Source organism: Nocardioides gansuensis, from assembly GCF_003076135.1.
GTDB lineage: Bacteria > Actinomycetota > Actinomycetes > Propionibacteriales > Nocardioidaceae > Nocardioides > Nocardioides gansuensis.
Window position 1 is genome coordinate 873,875 of record NZ_QDGZ01000001.1, and the last position, 14,909, is coordinate 888,783.

A 14,909-nucleotide genomic window follows, 5' to 3' on the forward strand; every position below is an offset into this window, starting at 1 on the left:
CTCCAGGCCGCGACGTCCCCATCAGCGGAGGTCGAACCGGTCCAGCTCCATCACCTTGGTCCACGCCGCGACGAAGTCGTCGACGAACTTCTGGTGCGCGTCGTCGCTCGCATAGACCTCGGCGAGCGCGCGGAGCTCTGAGTTGGCGCCGAAGACCAGGTCGACTGCGGTGGCCGTCTTCGCGACCTCGCCGGTGGCGCGGTCACGGCCCTCGTAGACGTGCTCCTGGTCCGACACCTTCCACTCCGTGCCCATGTCGAGCAGGTTGACGAAGAAGTCGTTCGTCAGGGCGCCGACGCGGTCGGTGAAGACGCCCTGCTGCGTGCCGCCGAAGCTGGTGCCGAGCACCCGCATGCCGCCGAGCAGCACCGTCATCTCCGGCGCGGTGAGCCGCAGCATGTTGGCCCGGTCGAGGAGCAGGACCTCGGGCTGGGTCTTGTCGCCGGGGCGCAGGTAGTTGCGGAACCCGTCGGCCCGAGGCTCCAGCACCTTGAACGACTCGACGTCGGTCTGCTCCTGCGTCGCGTCGGTGCGGCCGGGGTGGAACGGCACCGTGACGTCGTACCCGGCGTCCTTCGCAGCCTTCTCCACGCCCGCGTTGCCCGCGAGGACGATCAGGTCGGCGAGCGAGACCCGCTTGTCACCCGCGTTGAACTCGGCCTGGATCGACTCGAGCACGCCGAGCACCTTCGACAGCTCGGCGGGGTTGTTGACCTCCCAGTCCTTCTGCGGCTCGAGGCGGATGCGGGCGCCGTTGACGCCGCCACGCTTGTCGGTGTCGCGGTACGACGACGCCGCCGCCCAGGCGGTGGAGACGAGCTGCGAGACGGTGAGCCCGGAGCCGAGCACCTTCTGCTTGAGGGCCGCGGCGTCCGCCTCGTCGATCAGCTCGTGGTCGACGGCGGGCACCGGGTCCTGCCACAGCTGTGGCTCCGCCACCCAGGGGCCGAGGTAGCGCACGACCGGGCCCATGTCGCGGTGCAGCAGCTTGTACCAGGCCTTGGCGAAGGCCAGGCGGAACTCGTCGGGGTTCTCGTGGAAGCGGCGCGAGATCTTCTCGTAGGTCGGGTCGAAGCGCAGCGCCAGGTCGGTGGTGAGCATGGTCGGCTTCTTGGCCGACTCGCCGTGGGCGCCCGGGATGATGTCGTCGGCGTCCTTGGCGACCCACTGGTGGGCCCCGGCGGGGCTCTTGGTGAGCTCGTAGTCGAAGCCGAAGAGCATGTCGAAGAAGCCGGTGCCCTTGCCCCAGGCGGTGGGGGTCGGGGTCCAGGTCACCTCGAGGCCGGACGTGATCGTGTCCACGCCCTTGCCGGAGTTGAACGTGCTCTTCCAGCCGAAGCCCTGCTCCTCCAGCGGGGCGGCCTCCGGCTCCGGACCGACGTGGTCGGGGTCGCCGGCGCCGTGGGTCTTGCCGAAGGAGTGGCCGCCAGCGATCAGCGCCACGGTCTCCTCGTCGTTCATGGCCATCCGGCGGAACGTCTCGCGGATGTCGCGGCCCGCAGCCAGCGGGTCGGGGTTGCCGTTCGGGCCCTCGGGGTTGACGTAGATGAGGCCCATCTGCACGGCACCGAGCGGCTCGGACAGCTCGCGCTCCCCGCTGTAGCGCTCGTCGCCCAGCCAGGTGTCCTCCGGTCCCCAGAAGATCTCCTCGGCCTCCCACACGTCCTCGCGGCCGAAGCCGAAGCCGAACGTCTCGAAGCCCATGTCCTCCAGCGCGACGTTGCCCGCGAGGACCAGCAGGTCGGCCCACGAGATCTTCTGGCCGTACTTCTTCTTGACCGGCCACAGCAGGCGGCGGGCCTTGTCCAGGTTGCCGTTGTCGGGCCAGCTGTTGAGCGGCGCGAACCGCTGGGCGCCGTCACCGGCGCCGCCCCGGCCGTCGTAGATGCGGTAGGTGCCCGCCGCGTGCCAGCTGAGGCGGATCATCAGGCCGCCGTAGTGGCCGAAGTCGGCGGGCCACCAGTCCTGCGAGGTGTTCAGGACCTCGACGATGTCCTGCTTCAGTGCCTCGACGTCGAGCTCGGCGAAGCGCTCCTGGTAGTCGAAGTCCGCGCCGAGCGGGTTGGACTTCTCGGAGTGCTGGTGGAGGACCGACAGGTCGAGCTGGTTGGGCCACCAGTCGCGGTTGCTGCTCGGGCGGCCGCCGGTCTTCGGGGTCGGCGCGTCGAGGGCGGGGTTCTCGCTCTCGCTTCCCTCGGCGGTAACGCCGTGGGCGACGGGGCACTTGTTCTCGGTCATCTGCAACCTCTCGGAGCTGGTGGGTCAGGTTGGTGGGTTCAGGAGGGGGCGGAGCAGGCGGGGCACATGCCCCAGTAGACGACCTCGGCCTCGTCGATCGAGAAGCCTTGGTCGTTGGAGGCCGTCAGGCACGGGACGTGCCCGACGGCGCAGTCCACGTCGGCGATGGACCCGCAGGAGCGGCACACGACGTGGTGGTGGTTGTCGCCGACGCGCGCCTCGTAGCGTGCGACCGAGCCCGACGGCTGGATGCGCCGGACCAGGCCCGTGGTGGTCAGGGCACGCAGCACGTCGTAGACGGCCTGGTGCGAGACCTCCGGGAGCTCACGGCGTACGGCACCGATGATCGAGTCGGTGTCCGCATGCGGGTGGTCGTGCACGGCGGCCAGCACGGCAAGCCGTGGACGGGTCACCCGGAGCTCGGCGCCGCGCAGCATCAGCTCGAAGTCGGCGGATGAGCGCATGCCCCGCAGTATTGCCCCTTTCCTTGAATAGTTCAAGATTGGGTTGGGAGGTGTGTCCGGCTGGAAGGATGGGGCGCGTGACGACCCCGACCCACGACCAGGTGCTGCGCGCTCCCAAGGTGCTCCTCCACGACCACCTCGACGGCGGGCTGCGCCCCCAGACCGTGCTCGAGCTGGCGGCCGACTGCGGCCACCCGCTGCCTGCGGACGACGCCGACTCGCTGGGGCGGTGGTTCGCCGAGGCGGCGGACTCCGGCTCGCTGGTGCGCTACCTGGAGACCTTCGACCACACCGTGGCCGTGATGCAGACCGCGGCGGCGCTCAGCCGGGTGGCGCGCGAGTGCGTCGAGGACCTCGCCGCCGACGGCGTGGTCTACGCCGAGGTCCGCTACGCCCCCGAGCAGCACGTCGGGGGCGGTCTCACGCTCGACGAGGTCGTCGGTGCCGTGCAGGAGGGGTTCGACGCCGGCGTCGCGGCCGCGGGTGGGAGCATCGTCGTACGCCAGCTGCTCACCGCCATGCGTCACCAGGCGCGCTCGATGGAGATCGCCGAGCTGGCCGTCGCGTGGCGCGACCGGGGCGTCGCCGGCTTCGACATCGCCGGGGCCGAGGCCGGCTACCCGCCCACCCGCCACCTCGACGCGTTCGAATACCTCCAGCGCGAGAACTTCCACTTCACGATCCACGCCGGCGAGGCCTTCGGGCTGCCGTCGATCTGGCAGGCCCTGCAGTGGTGCGGCGCAGACCGGCTCGGCCACGGCGTGCGCATCGTCGACGACATCACCGTCGACGACGACGGCAACGCGAAGCTCGGCCGCCTCGCGGCGTACGTCCGCGACAAGCGCATCCCCCTCGAGATGTGCCCCGCCTCCAACGTGCAGACCGGCGCGGTCACCTCGATCGCGGAGCACCCGATCGGCCTGCTCACCCGGCTGCGCTTCCGCGTCACCGTCAACACCGACAACCGGCTGATGAGCGGCACCTCGATGACCGACGAGATGTGCTCCCTGGTCGAGGCTTTCGGCTATGGCCTCGAGGACCTCCGCTGGTTCACGATCAACGCGATGAAGTCGTCGTTCCTGCCGTTCGACGAGCGGCTCGAGATCATCGACGGCGTCGTCAAGCCGGGGTACGCCGCGCTGCTGGGCGAGGCGTGACCACGCCCCACCACCGGTCCCACCCCGCCAGCTGCACCGGACCCGTGACCCAGCGGTCGCGGCCTACCCGGACGGCCCTCCCCACGGCAGGGTCGTAGGTCCAGGTCCCCTCCTCGTCGCCCTCGACGGTGAGCACCACGTGACGTGGCAGCCACCGACTGCCGACGTAGGCGACGACCGGCCTCTGCTCCCGGGCCGAGGTGACCATCCGGGCGTAGGCGCGTCGGCGACCGAGCACCGGGCGCAGGGCGTAGCGGCAGCCGGTGATGGCCTCGAGCTCCCGCTTCACCGCCCACGGTGGCGTGCCCACGCCTCGCCACCAGGGGAGCTGCGCCTCGCCCCTGCTGTCGTTCCAGGACGTCAGGCGCCGGTGCAGGTCGAGGACCTGCCGGGCGAACTCGTCCGGTCCCACGTCGGTCCTGCCCTCGGCGAGCATCCGGGCCACGACCAGGGACGCAGCGCCGCAGGAGCGCCGGTCCGGCTGCGGCAGGGGCCAGGGAAGCCGCGTCACCGCAGCCGCACCAGCTCGGCGTAGGCCCGGTCGGGTGTCGCGACCCGGCACCCCAGCTGCTGGGCGTGCGCCACGACCCGGCGCTGGTCTCGCAGCAGGGCGACCCCGCGCCGTAGCAGCACCAGCGGTGGCTTGCGGTGCTCGCGCAGGTCACGGGTCAGCCGCCGCCAGAAGGTCACCAGCGGCTGCTGGGTCAGGCAGTACGCCGCGGCCAGCAGGCCGCGGGCGCGGCACTCCGGCACGATCTCCGGCGCGAAGATGCCCTCGGCGACGAACAGCTCAGCGCCCTCCAGGTCGAGGATGCGCGAGCCCGTGCGGCCGTTCCGGGAGATCTCGTAGACCGGCACGTCGACCTTGCCGTCGCGGCACAGCGCCTCGAGCGCGGCGAGCGCGTCGTCGTGCAGCCACGAGTCGGGGTGGTCCCAGTCGACGAGCCCGGCGTTCGCGCCGTCGGTGATCAGCGGGAGCGACGGGTCGTGGCCGTCCTTGTAGAAGTCGTCGAGCCGCAGGACGGGCACGCCGAGCCGCTCGGCGAGACGCGACTTGCCGGCCCCGCTGGGGCCGGCAAGCACGATGACTCTGGCGGGCACGGGGGGACATTCTGCCCGACCCGGCCCGCCGCCTCGCAGCCTGCGTCAGTCGAGGCTGAGCCGCTGGCCGTAGATGTCCTGGTCCAGGCCTCCTCCGTTGCCGCAGTTGTCTCCTGTGTACGGAGCGTCGGCGCGCGCCAGCGGCACGTCCGGGTTCACCGAGCCCGGCGGGTCGGCGAGGTCGATCCGGCACTGGAGCACGTCGAACCCGTCGACGAAGCCACCCTGTGCCTCGGTCTCCCGCGGGTCCTCACCGGGCACCACGTTGCGGTTGTCCGTCCACGCCAGGTAGGCGAAGAGGCCCCCCGCCGCCGGGCCGTTCCCGTCGCCGATGGCCACCCAGTTGTAGTCACCCTGGAACGGCACGTCCCGGTTGCCGAACATCTCGTACGACGGCTGGTGCGTCGCCGCCGACACCTGGCCGAGCGGCGTCCAGGTCACGCCGTTGGTCGAGGTGGCGGCGTACGTCGCGACCACGTCGGTGCCACTCGAAACGGCGCGGCCCTGCGCATCGAGTCGGTTGCCCAGCGGGAGCTGCACCGAGTAGGCGTCGTCGGTCCGGTTGTCCTGCCAGACCGCCACCAGCCTCCCGGCGTACGCGTCGACGTCGGCGAAGAACTGGTGTCCCGGGTCACCGGGCGAGGGATCGACGGGCACGCCGGCCGACCAGCTCGCACCGTTGTTCGTGGACCGGGACACGTAGACCAGCGAGCGACCGACCGTGCCCGGTGTTGCCGACGAGTACGCCGTCGTGCTGGGCACGACCGTCGCCGGGTCGACGGCGTTCCACGTCGCGAAGATCCCGGGCACCGTGCCGGTCTGGTCAGCCGTCAGCCGTGGCTCGAGCGGGATGCGCGGGAACACGAACGACGGGGGCGCGCACGCCTGCGGGCCGTCGCCGCACTCCCGGTCACCGCCGATGTTGGGGAAGTACGGCGTGAAGCTGGCGATCCGGGTCGGCCTGGCGAACGTCTGGCCACCGTCGGTCGACCGGGTCATCGCCATCCCGTCGACGCGTCCGGTGCCCGGCGCCGCGAAGCTCCGCCAGGAGACGTAGACGTCGCCGTCGGCCTCGACCGCGATGTCACACCCCTGGACGTAGCCGTCGGAGACGATCTGCCCGCGGTCGAAGGAGACACCGTGGTCGGTGGACCGGGCGAAGTAGATCTTGTTGCGCCCGGCGCCCTGGAACTTGGTCCAGCAGAAGTAGACGTTGTCTTCGTGCTCGCTGTCGGTGCGGTCCACCTCCATCAGCGGCTTGTCCTGGAAGATGCCGGCCAGCGCGGGAGTGCCGGCCTTGCCCACGATCACGGTGCGCAGGTAGTCCTTGGGGAGCTGCCCGCTCACGCCGGCCGGACCCGGGTTGTCGGCGTAGGTCGAGACGAACACCGAGCCGTTCTGGGGCATCGCGCGGTTGAAGGCGATGCCGCCCACGAACAGGCGACCGTCGTTGTCGAACGCGACGAGGGGGTCACCGGAGTCGGTGCGTCCCTTGAGGGGCGAGACGCTGCCCTCGGCGGAGTCGTCCAGCGGATAGCCGGGCAGGGTCGAGTCGGTCCAGGTCGTGCCCCCGTCGGTCGAGAAGCCGAGCCCCATCCAGCCGGCGGCGAGGTCGGTCATGCAGTAGTCGTTCCAGCCGGCGACGATGATCGCGGGGTCGGTCGGATCGATGGCGACGGTCGGCTCATTGCCCTGCCGTCGGTTGCCGCCGTCGTTGGAGTCGATGTCGCCGTCGTTTGCGACGTCGTCGGGTGCGGGGTTGCTTGCTGCGTTTCCGCAGTGGGCGATGGCCTGGTCGGTGCCACCGTCATGACGGGTGTAGGGGCCGTCGTCCGAGACGGCGAAGTCGGTCGCTGGCGGCAGGGCCCCCTGTGCGGAGGGGATCGCCAACGGGGCCAGGATCACGGCCCCGGCCGCGAGACCGAGGGAAAGCCGAGTGCGCATGGTCTACTCCCCGGAACGTGGGTGGGTGGCTCGGTCGGGCCACACCTCATCGTCCGCCGCGGCAGGGGCACTGTCGAGTGGGCAAAGTGACCCTTCGCGGGACGGCTTGCTTCGAACGGGTTTATCCGTCGACAACGGGTGGAAGCGTTCAGATCGAGGCCCAACGAACCAGGAGACGCGAATGGCATCACAGCACCAGCCCCTCGATGGGCTGATGAGAGACCTGCAGGAGCTCCAGGCGTACGCCGCGGAGTTCGGCAAGGTGATCCACTCGGCCCAGGACGCCGCTCCCGCTCGCGCGGAGGGGAGCGCGGCCGGCGTGGCGCACGCCGAGGTCGACGGCACTGGTAGCCCCGTGGCGTTGCGAGTCGATGCCCATTGGGAGCGCGAGGTCCCGGCCGACGCCCTTGGCGGCTGCCTTCTCGAGGCCTACCAGACAGCGGTGCAGGCGCACATGGCCCGGTGGAGCGAAGACCTCCAGCGCCGGGGCTGGAAGTACGACGCCCGGGAGATGGAGCAGCGCATCGAAGCACGCACGCCTGGGGAGTCGGCCTTCCAGGTGCCGGTCGCCTTCGGCGAGCCGCGTGGCATCAGCCAGCTCGTGACCGACGTGCTCCAGGAGCTCGACTGGTCCCATCAGCTGGCCAGTCAGCCGGTGGCACCGGCCCAGACGCAATCGGACCGCCAGTCGGCGAGCCGGGTCTCGGTCACGATCGAGGGCGACTCTCTCGCCTCGGTGCGCATCGATCCCGAGTGGGCGAGGGGCCGCGACGCGGACGCGATCAACGGAGAGCTCGCCGCCGCGCTCCAGTCCGCGCGCCTGCGATCACAGCCCGCCACGAGGCTCCCGCGCGCCGACCAGCACGACGAACTGCTCGGCGAAGTCCTGAAGTTCCTCCAACAGCACAGATCGGACCGGTGAGAAGACGATGTCTGGACCTGACACCCCGGGCGAGATGCGGATCGCTGCGAATGCGCTCTCCAAGGAGGCCGAGCAGTGGGACAACGAGGCGCCCAAGCTCACGGTCATCGAGCAGACCCTGGCGGGGATGACCCTGACTCGCGTGGAGGCCGGGATCTTCCAGATCATGTTCGGCGCCTACGAGGCCTGCCGCGCGCAGGTCGAGGATCGAGCCCGCGAAGGCGCCACGGAGTTCACCAAGATGGCCGACACCCTCAGGGACATCGAGAAGGCCTACCGAGACACGGACGCACAGCGCGCCGACGAGATCGCCGCGTTGTGGTGAGGAGACAGCAATGAGCTTCAGCATCGCCGAGTTCCAGGCGGCAGTGGACAAGATCAACCAGGGCATGGACGACATCTCGACGAAGATGCAGGAGATTGCCCCGGCGGCCAACGCTGCCATCGACCACTGGTACATCCCGGACTTCATCGCGGAGGGCATCATCTGGCTCGCCGAGAAGACCATCGAGCTGGCGCAGAAGATCTGGGACAAGATCGTCGAGGTGATCAAGGGGATCGCCGCGCCGGTGTACTTCTTCCAGTACTCCCAACAGCTCAACGACGTGGCCAGCAGCGCCGACAGCATTGAGGCAAACCTCGCCGACCAGCTCCTCATCCAGGCGGACGAGTGGAGCGGCCAGGCGGCCGATGCCTACAAGGCCGAGGTGCCGCCTCAGCGCAACGCAGCGGGCGAGCTGGGCACGATCGCGGAGGCGATGAAGTCCTCGCTCATCTGGGCTGCTGTCGCCGGCCTCGCGTTCTATGTCGGACTCGGCGTCATCATCGTCAAGTTCATCGCCGCCATGGTCGCCGCCATCGCCGCGTTCGGCAGCGCAGTGTTCTCCTGGGCTGGAGCAGCGCTCATCGTCGAAGAGGCCGGTGTCAACATCGCCGCCATCGCCGCGCTGGTTACGACGCTGCTGGCGCTGCTCGGTGACCAGGTCAAGGAGATGGGCTCGCTGCAGAACGCTGCCAGCTCCGACAAGTTCCCCTACGGCAAGTGGCCTGTGGCGGCCGGCTGATGGCGAACCAGTCGTCTTTCTCCTTGTCCTACACCGGGGGTATTGCCGTCCTGCTTCTCGGAGTCGCACTCGTCGGCACGCTCCTCACAGGTGAACGCCTGCCGGGGACGGGAGGCACGCTCGAGGTGCTCGGCCTGGTCGCCAGCGCGGCGCTCCTGGCGGCCGGGGCGCTCGGCGGACGGCTCGCCGGAGAAGCCGGCTGGCCGGCGATGGCGGCCCTGGCGGGCATCGTCCTTCTCGTGCCCGCCGTGTTCCTCCGGTTCGCCTCCGCAGAGCGAGGCTCGGCGCTGATCTTCGAGATCGCGGCGCTGGCGGTTGCGCTGCTCTTCCTCATCGAGCTGCGCAAGGTCCGCTGAGTGGCGCCGGGCGTGCCCGGCAGGCTCACACGCCGACCGGGTGCCAGACCGTCTTGGTCTCCAGGAGCCAGGTCATCCGGTCGATTCCCGGGTCGGCCAGCCAGTCGACCGGCGCGGCCGCGGGGCGGCGTACGCGCTTGAGGTTGTCGGCCGCGGCCTCCTCGAGCGAGCGGGCCAGGTCAGGGTCGGTGACGCCTGTGAGGTCCAGGGCGTTGACGTCCATGTGGGAGGCCAGCCACGGCGCAATCTCGGCCTGCGAGCCGGTGAGCACGTTGACCACGCCGCCGGGCAGGTCGGAGGTGGCCATCACCTCGCCGAGGGTGATCGCGGTGAGCGGGTGCTGCTCGCTGGCCACGACCACGACCGTGTTGCCGGTGACGATCGCGGGCGCCACGACGCTGACCAGCCCCAGCAGCGGGCCCTTCGGCGCGACGACCGCGACGACGCCGGTGGGCTCGGGCGAGGACAGGTTGAAGAACGGGCCGGCGACCGGGTTGGCGTTGCCGGTGACCTGGCCGATCTTGTCCGCCCACCCGGCGTACCAGACCAGGCGGTCGATGGCGGCGTCGACGTAGATGCGCGCCTTGGCGGCCGTGACGCCCTCGGCGGCGATGAGCTCGGCCTGGAACTGGTCGCGGCGGCCCTCGAGGACCTCGGCGACCCGGTAGACGACCTGGGCGCGGTTGTACGCCGTGCGGCCGGACCAGCCGGGGAACGCCTTGCGGGCCGCGACGACCGCGTCGCGGGCGTCCTTGCGGCTCGCCAGCGCGGCGTTGGCCATCAGTCGTCCCTTCGCGTCGTTGACGACGTAGGAGCGGCCCGACTCCGAACGCGGGAACTCGCCCCCGATGTAGAGCTTGTAGGTCTTTCTCACGTCAAGGCGGGTCGTCGAGGCGTTCATCGCAGGTAGCCCTCCAGTCCGTGGCGGCCGCCCTCGCGGCCGTAGCCCGACTCCTTGTAGCCGCCGAACGGCGACGAGGGGTCGAACTTGTTGAACGTGTTGGCCCACACGACGCCGGCGCGGAGCTGGTCGGCCATCCAGAGGATGCGGGAGCCCTTCTCGGTCCACACGCCGGCGGACAGGCCGTACGGCGTGTTGTTGGCCTTCTCGACGGCCTCGGCCGGGGTGCGGAAGGTCAGCACGGAGAGGACGGGGCCGAAGATCTCCTCGCGGGCGATCCGGTGGGCCTGGGAGACGCCCGTGAAGACCGTGGGCGGGAACCAGAAGCCGTTCTTCGGCAGGTCGCAGGCGGGCGACCAGCGGCCGGCGCCCTCCTGCTCGCCGATGTCGGACAGCTCGCGGATCTTCGCCAGCTGCTCGGCCGAGTTGATGGCGCCGATGTCGGTGTTCTTGTCCAGCGGGTCGCCGACCCGCAGCGTGCCCATCCGGCGCTTGAGCCGCTCGAGCACCTCGTCGGCGACGCTCTCCTGCACGAGCAGGCGACTGCCGGCGCAGCACACGTGGCCCTGGTTGAAGAAGATGCCGGTGACGATGCCCTCGACGGCCTGGTCGACCGGGGCGTCGTCGAAGACGATGTTGGCGGCCTTGCCGCCGAGCTCGAGGGTGACCTTCTTGTCGGTGCCGGCGACGGCGCGGGCGATCGCCTTGCCCACCTCGGTCGACCCGGTGAACGCGACCTTGTCGACGTCGGCGTGGCTCACGATCGTGCGGCCGGTGTCGCCGGCGCCGGTGACGATGTTGACGACCCCCCGCGGCAGGTCGGCCTGCTGGCAGATCTCCGCGAACAGCAGGGCGGTCAGGGGAGTGGTCTCGGCGGGCTTCAGGACGACGGTGTTGCCGGCCGCCAGGGCGGGCGCGATCTTCCACGCCAGCATCAGCAGCGGGAAGTTCCAGGGGATCACCTGGCCGGCGACGCCGAGCGGCCTTGGATTGCCAGCGCCGAAGCCAGAGTATTCGAGCTTGTCGGCCCAGCCGGCGTAGTAGAAGAAGTGGGCCGCGACCATCGGGATGTCGACGTCGCGCGACTCCTTGATCGGCTTGCCGTTGTCGAGCGACTCCAGCACCGCGAGCTCGCGGCCACGCTCCTGGATGATCCGGGCGATGCGGTAGAGGTACTTGGCCCGCTCCTTGCCCGGCATCCTCGACCAGACGCGGGTGTAGGCGCGCCGGGCCGCCTTGACCGCGAGGTCGACGTCGGCGTCGTCGGCCTCGGAGACCTCCGCCAGCACCTCCTCGGTGGCCGGGCTGATGGTCTTGAAGCTCTTCCCGTGGCCGTCGACGAAGTCGCCGTCGATGAACAGGCCGTAGGACGGCTTGATGTCGACGATGCTGCGCGACTCGGGGGCGGGGGCGTAGTCGAACACGGCGCTCTTTCCGGTGGTTGAGCCTGTCGAAACCATGATCAGTCCAGCGTGAAGTAGTCGGGACCGGAGTAGCGGCCGGTCGTCATCTTGGTGCGCTGCATCAGCAGGTCGTTGAGCAGCGTCGACGCGCCGAACCGGAACCAGTCCGGGTCGAGCCAGTCGGGCCCGGCCACCTCGTTGACCATCACGAGGTACTTGATCGCGTCCTTGGCGGCGCGGATGCCGCCGGCGGGTTTCACGCCGACCATCTGGCCGGTCTGCTCACGGAAGTCGCGGACCGCCTCCAGCATCACCAGGGTCACCGGGAGGGTGGCCGCAGGCTGGACCTTGCCGGTGGAGGTCTTGATGAAGTGGGCCCCGGCCATCATCGCGAGCCAGCTGGCGCGGCGTACGTTGTCGTAGGTCTGCAGCTCGCCGGTCTCGAAGATCACCTTGAGATGTGCACTCTGCCCATCTGGTCTGGCACACGCCTCGCGGACCGCGACGATCTCGTCGAAGACCTGCAGGTAGCGGCCGCTCAGGAAGGCGCCGCGGTCGATGACCATGTCGATCTCGTCGGCGCCGGCTTCCACGGCGTCGCGGGTGTCGGCCAGCTTGATGTCGAGCGCGGCGCGGCCGCTCGGGAAGGCCGTCGCGACCGCGGCCACGTGCACGCCACTGTCGCCGAGGACCTCCTTGGCCGTGCCCACCATGTCGGGGTAGACGCACACCGCTGCGGTGGCGGGGCACGTCGGGTCGGCGGGGTCGGGACGCATCGCCTTGCTGGCGAGCGCGCGCACCTTGCCGGGGGTGTCCTGCCCCTCGAGGGTGGTGAGGTCGACCATCCGGATGGCCAGGTCGAGCGCGTAGGCCTTCGCGGTCGTCTTGATCGAACGGGTCCCGAGGCTCGCGGCCCGGCCCTCGGCGCCGACCTGGTCGACCCCGGGCAGGCCGTGGAGGAAGCGGCGGAGTGAGGACTCGGACGAGGTGATGTCGTCGAAGACCCCTGCGCTCGCCGTTGAGGCAGAAGTGGTCGTCACCTCCCCAGCATAGGGTTGTGCAGACAGGCGGAAGCAATCGCGGGAGGGGTCCGATGGGGCGCTCGGACACGGACGACGAGGTGCAGCAGTTCCAGCCCACCAGCGGTCGGGTGACGGGGGTCCTGGCCCTGCTGCTGGCGGCCGTGATCGCCGTGCTCGGCCTGGTCGAGGGGGGCCTCCCGGGCGTCGTCGTCGCCGGCGCCGCCCTGGGCGGCGTGCTCGCCTGGGCGGCGATGCTGCGGCCCGCGCTGTGGGTCACCCGCAGCGACCTCGTCATGCGCAACATGGTCGAGACGACGTCGATCCCGCTGGCCGCCATCGAGGGGCTCGCCGTGCGGCAGGTGCTGGCCGTGAGCGCCGGCGACAGGCGGTATGTCTCCCCGGTCGTGGGTCGGCCGCTGCGCAAGCTCGTGCGGCCGCTGAAGGAGCCAGCGGCCGGCAAGGCGGCGGAGACGCCGTACGCCGACTACGTGGAGGACGTCCTCCGCCAGCGCGTCGACGCGGCTCGCAGCGCGGCGGGCGTGCGCCGCGGGTCGCCCGAGCAGCTCGCCCTGGCCGCCGGCGTACGACGGGAGCCGGCGTGGCTCCCGATCGTGCTGATCACTGGAGGGGTCGTCGCGTTCGTGGTCACGCTCGTGGCGTGAGCCTCGCCCGCGTCAGAGCCCTGCGGCCGCCCGGAAGTCGGCCTTGATCGCGTCCAGCCGTCCCGCGGCGGCGATGCGGGCAGCGTCGACACCGTCCTCTGGGTCGACCGCGATGACGACCTCGAGGTAGCACTTCAGCTTCGGCTCGGTGCCGCTCGGCCGCACGATGACCCGGGCGCCGTCCGCGAGCGTGTAGCGCAGGCCGTCGGTGGGAGGCAGGTGCGCCGAGCCGAGGGCGAGGTCGTCGACGTGCTCGACCGCCAGCCCGCCGAGGGTCTCGGGCGGGATCTCGCGCAGGCGCTGCATCGCGGAGGCGATGCCGGTCAGGTCCGTGAAGCGCACCGAGAGCTGGTCGGTGGCGTGCAGGCCGTGCCGCAGGGCGAGGTCGTCGAGCAGGTCGGTGAGGGAGCGGCCGTCCGCCTTGGCGCGCGCGGCGAGGTCGCAGACGAGCAGGAGGGCCGAGATGCCGTCCTTGTCCTTCACGTGCTCGGGGTCCACGCAGTAGCCCAGGGCCTCCTCGTAGCCGTAGGCCAGGCCGTCCACGCGGGCGATCCACTTGAACCCGGTCAGGGTCACGGTGTGCGGCTGGCCGGCAGCCTCCGCCATCCGGCCCAGGAGGGAGGACGAGACGATCGAGGCGGCGTAGACGCCCTCGCGTCCGCGCTCGAGGAGGGCGTGCGCGAGCAGCGCGCCGACCTCGTCGCCGCTCAGCATCCGCCAGCCGTGGGGGCCCGGGGCGGCCACCGCGCAGCGGTCGGCGTCCGGGTCGTTGGCGACGACCAGGTCGGCCTTCTTCTCCTCGGCGAGCGCCATCGCCAGGTCCATGGCGCCGGGCTCCTCGGGGTTGGGGAAGGCCACCGTCGGGAAGTCCGGGTCGGGCTCCTCCTGCTGTGCCACCACGTGGGGCGCGGCGAAGCCGGCGGTCTCGAGCACCTGCTGGACGCTGGTGCTGCCGACGCCGTGCAGCGGGGTGTAGACGATCGCGAGGTCGCGCGGGCCGTCCTCGACGAGCCCGGCGGTGGTGTCGAGGTAGCGGTCGACGATCGCCTCGTCGACCAGCCGGCCGCTGTCGCCGCGCGGCACGTCCGCGACGGGACCGACCGCGGCGATGCGGGCCGCGATCTCCGCGTCGGCGGGAGGGGTGATCTGGCTGCCGTCGCCGAGGTAGACCTTGTAGCCGTTGTCCTGCGGGGGGTTGTGGCTCGCCGTCACCATCACGCCGGCCGCGCACCCGAGCTCGCGGATCGCGTAGGCCAGCAGGGGAGTCGGCAGCGGACGGGGCATCACGAGCGCCTTCAGCCCGGCTCCGGTCATCACCTCGGCGGTGTCGCGCGCGAAGACGTCGCTGTTGTGGCGGGCGTCGTAGCCGATGACGACCGAGCCCCCGGCATGCCCGGTGTCCCGGAGGTACGCCGCCAGGCCGGCGGCCGCGCGCGTGACCACCACACGGTTCATCCGGTTGGGGCCGGCGCCGAGCGCGCCGCGCAGCCCCGCCGTACCGAACTGGAGGGTGCCTGCGAAGCGGTCGGCCAGGTCCGTGCTGTCGCCGCCCGCCTCGACGTCCGCGATGACCTGCTCCAGCTCGCCCCTGGTCCGGGGGTCGGGGTCCTCGGCGGCCCAGGCCCTGGCCAGGTCGAGAAGCGTGGTGGTGGAGGCGGTGTCGGACATGCCGGTC

General features: G+C 70.9%; 15 protein-coding genes. 6 read left to right on the forward strand and 9 right to left on the reverse strand.

All coding sequences use genetic code 11. The features are described from left to right. Positions 1–21 precede the first annotated feature (21 nt). Positions 22–2,238, reverse strand: a complete 2,217-nt coding sequence (gene katG / locus DDE18_RS04095) for a catalase/peroxidase HPI (protein ID WP_116570909.1) — start codon at positions 2,236–2,238, stop codon at positions 22–24. Positions 2,239–2,276: 38 nt separating this feature from the next. Beyond that, positions 2,277–2,702, reverse strand: coding sequence for a Fur family transcriptional regulator (locus DDE18_RS04100; RefSeq protein ID WP_116570910.1), 426 nt, complete (start codon positions 2,700–2,702; stop codon positions 2,277–2,279). A 77-nt stretch (positions 2,703–2,779) separates the two neighbouring features. Here DDE18_RS04100 and DDE18_RS04105 point away from each other — a divergent pair, with 77 nt between their 5' ends. Then, positions 2,780–3,859: an adenosine deaminase gene (locus DDE18_RS04105; RefSeq protein WP_245916428.1), complete on the forward strand. Its 1,080-nt coding sequence runs from the start codon at positions 2,780–2,782 to the stop codon at positions 3,857–3,859. Here the strand turns inward: DDE18_RS04105 and DDE18_RS04110 are convergent. The 3 genes from DDE18_RS04110 to DDE18_RS04120 are packed head-to-tail and all read right to left on the reverse strand — an operon-like array spanning position 3,822 to position 6,904. Beyond that, positions 3,822–4,370 (reverse strand): hypothetical protein, encoded by a 549-nt coding sequence (locus DDE18_RS04110; protein ID WP_116570912.1) that lies wholly within the window; start codon positions 4,368–4,370, stop codon positions 3,822–3,824. The two genes, DDE18_RS04105 and DDE18_RS04110, sit on opposite strands and share 38 nt — an antisense overlap. Continuing rightward, complete coding sequence (locus DDE18_RS04115; RefSeq protein ID WP_245916429.1) at positions 4,367–4,960, reverse strand: uridine kinase family protein; 594 nt, start codon at positions 4,958–4,960, stop codon at positions 4,367–4,369. The genes DDE18_RS04110 and DDE18_RS04115 overlap by 4 nt, the downstream gene beginning before the upstream one ends. A 45-nt stretch (positions 4,961–5,005) precedes the next feature. Next, positions 5,006–6,904, reverse strand: coding sequence for a sialidase family protein (locus DDE18_RS04120; RefSeq protein ID WP_116570913.1), 1,899 nt, complete (start codon positions 6,902–6,904; stop codon positions 5,006–5,008). Between the two features lie 214 nt (positions 6,905–7,118). Here DDE18_RS04120 and DDE18_RS04125 point away from each other — a divergent pair, with 214 nt between their 5' ends. Genes DDE18_RS04125 through DDE18_RS04140 form a run of 4 tightly spaced genes read left to right on the forward strand, consistent with a single transcriptional unit; the run spans position 7,119 to position 9,246 of the window. After that, positions 7,119–7,826, forward strand: a complete 708-nt coding sequence (locus DDE18_RS04125) for a hypothetical protein (protein WP_133241144.1) — start codon at positions 7,119–7,121, stop codon at positions 7,824–7,826. A 7-nt stretch (positions 7,827–7,833) separates the two neighbouring features. Continuing rightward, positions 7,834–8,151, forward strand: coding sequence for a hypothetical protein (locus tag DDE18_RS04130; protein ID WP_133241145.1), 318 nt, complete (start codon positions 7,834–7,836; stop codon positions 8,149–8,151). A 10-nt stretch (positions 8,152–8,161) separates the two neighbouring features. Then, positions 8,162–8,890, forward strand: a complete 729-nt coding sequence (locus DDE18_RS04135; protein WP_116570916.1) for a hypothetical protein — start codon at positions 8,162–8,164, stop codon at positions 8,888–8,890. Next, positions 8,890–9,246 carry a hypothetical protein gene (locus DDE18_RS04140; RefSeq protein ID WP_133241146.1) on the forward strand — a complete coding sequence of 119 codons (357 nt, stop codon included), beginning with the start codon at positions 8,890–8,892 and terminating at the stop codon, positions 9,244–9,246. Before DDE18_RS04135 ends, DDE18_RS04140 begins: the two co-directional genes overlap by 1 nt. A gap of 25 nt (positions 9,247–9,271) precedes the next feature. Here the strand turns inward: DDE18_RS04140 and DDE18_RS04145 are convergent, their stop codons facing one another. From DDE18_RS04145 to deoC, 3 genes are read right to left on the reverse strand one after another with little or no spacing between them, the layout of a single operon-like run. Then, positions 9,272–10,147: an aldehyde dehydrogenase family protein gene (locus tag DDE18_RS04145; RefSeq protein WP_116570918.1), complete on the reverse strand. Its 876-nt coding sequence runs from the start codon at positions 10,145–10,147 to the stop codon at positions 9,272–9,274. Then, a complete protein-coding gene (locus tag DDE18_RS04150; protein WP_116570919.1) occupies positions 10,144–11,571 on the reverse strand; it encodes an aldehyde dehydrogenase family protein in 1,428 nt (475 codons plus the stop codon). Before DDE18_RS04150 ends, DDE18_RS04145 begins: the two co-directional genes overlap by 4 nt. Before the next feature lie 38 nt (positions 11,572–11,609). Continuing rightward, positions 11,610–12,590, reverse strand: a complete 981-nt coding sequence (gene deoC / locus DDE18_RS04155) for a deoxyribose-phosphate aldolase (RefSeq protein ID WP_116570920.1) — start codon at positions 12,588–12,590, stop codon at positions 11,610–11,612. A gap of 53 nt (positions 12,591–12,643) precedes the next feature. Here deoC and DDE18_RS04160 point away from each other — a divergent pair, with 53 nt between their 5' ends. Next, the gene (locus DDE18_RS04160; protein WP_116570921.1) at positions 12,644–13,234 is read left to right on the forward strand and encodes a hypothetical protein; all 591 of its coding nucleotides are present in this window, start codon (positions 12,644–12,646) and stop codon (positions 13,232–13,234) included. Between the two features lie 12 nt (positions 13,235–13,246). Here the strand turns inward: DDE18_RS04160 and DDE18_RS04165 are convergent, their stop codons facing one another. Continuing rightward, a complete protein-coding gene (locus tag DDE18_RS04165; protein WP_116571021.1) occupies positions 13,247–14,902 on the reverse strand; it encodes a phospho-sugar mutase in 1,656 nt (551 codons plus the stop codon). Between the last annotated feature and the right edge of the window lie 7 nt (positions 14,903–14,909).

Bases quoted from the DNA above. Each gene is read 5' to 3' on its own strand.
- katG (WP_116570909.1), bottom strand. From the start codon at position 2,238: ATGACCGAGAACAAGTGCCCCGTCGCCCACGGCGTTACCGCCGAGGGA.
- DDE18_RS04100 (WP_116570910.1), bottom strand. From the start codon at position 2,702: ATGCGCTCATCCGCCGACTTCGAGCTGATGCTGCGCGGCGCCGAGCTC.
- DDE18_RS04120 (WP_116570913.1), bottom strand. From the start codon at position 6,904: ATGCGCACTCGGCTTTCCCTCGGTCTCGCGGCCGGGGCCGTGATCCTG.
- DDE18_RS04125 (WP_133241144.1), top strand. From the start codon at position 7,119: ATGAGAGACCTGCAGGAGCTCCAGGCGTACGCCGCGGAGTTCGGCAAG.
- DDE18_RS04130 (WP_133241145.1), top strand. From the start codon at position 7,834: ATGTCTGGACCTGACACCCCGGGCGAGATGCGGATCGCTGCGAATGCG.
- DDE18_RS04135 (WP_116570916.1), top strand. From the start codon at position 8,162: ATGAGCTTCAGCATCGCCGAGTTCCAGGCGGCAGTGGACAAGATCAAC.
- DDE18_RS04140 (WP_133241146.1), top strand. From the start codon at position 8,890: ATGGCGAACCAGTCGTCTTTCTCCTTGTCCTACACCGGGGGTATTGCC.
- DDE18_RS04145 (WP_116570918.1), bottom strand. From the start codon at position 10,147: ATGAACGCCTCGACGACCCGCCTTGACGTGAGAAAGACCTACAAGCTC.
- DDE18_RS04160 (WP_116570921.1), top strand. From the start codon at position 12,644: ATGGGGCGCTCGGACACGGACGACGAGGTGCAGCAGTTCCAGCCCACC.
- DDE18_RS04165 (WP_116571021.1), bottom strand. From the start codon at position 14,902: ATGTCCGACACCGCCTCCACCACCACGCTTCTCGACCTGGCCAGGGCC.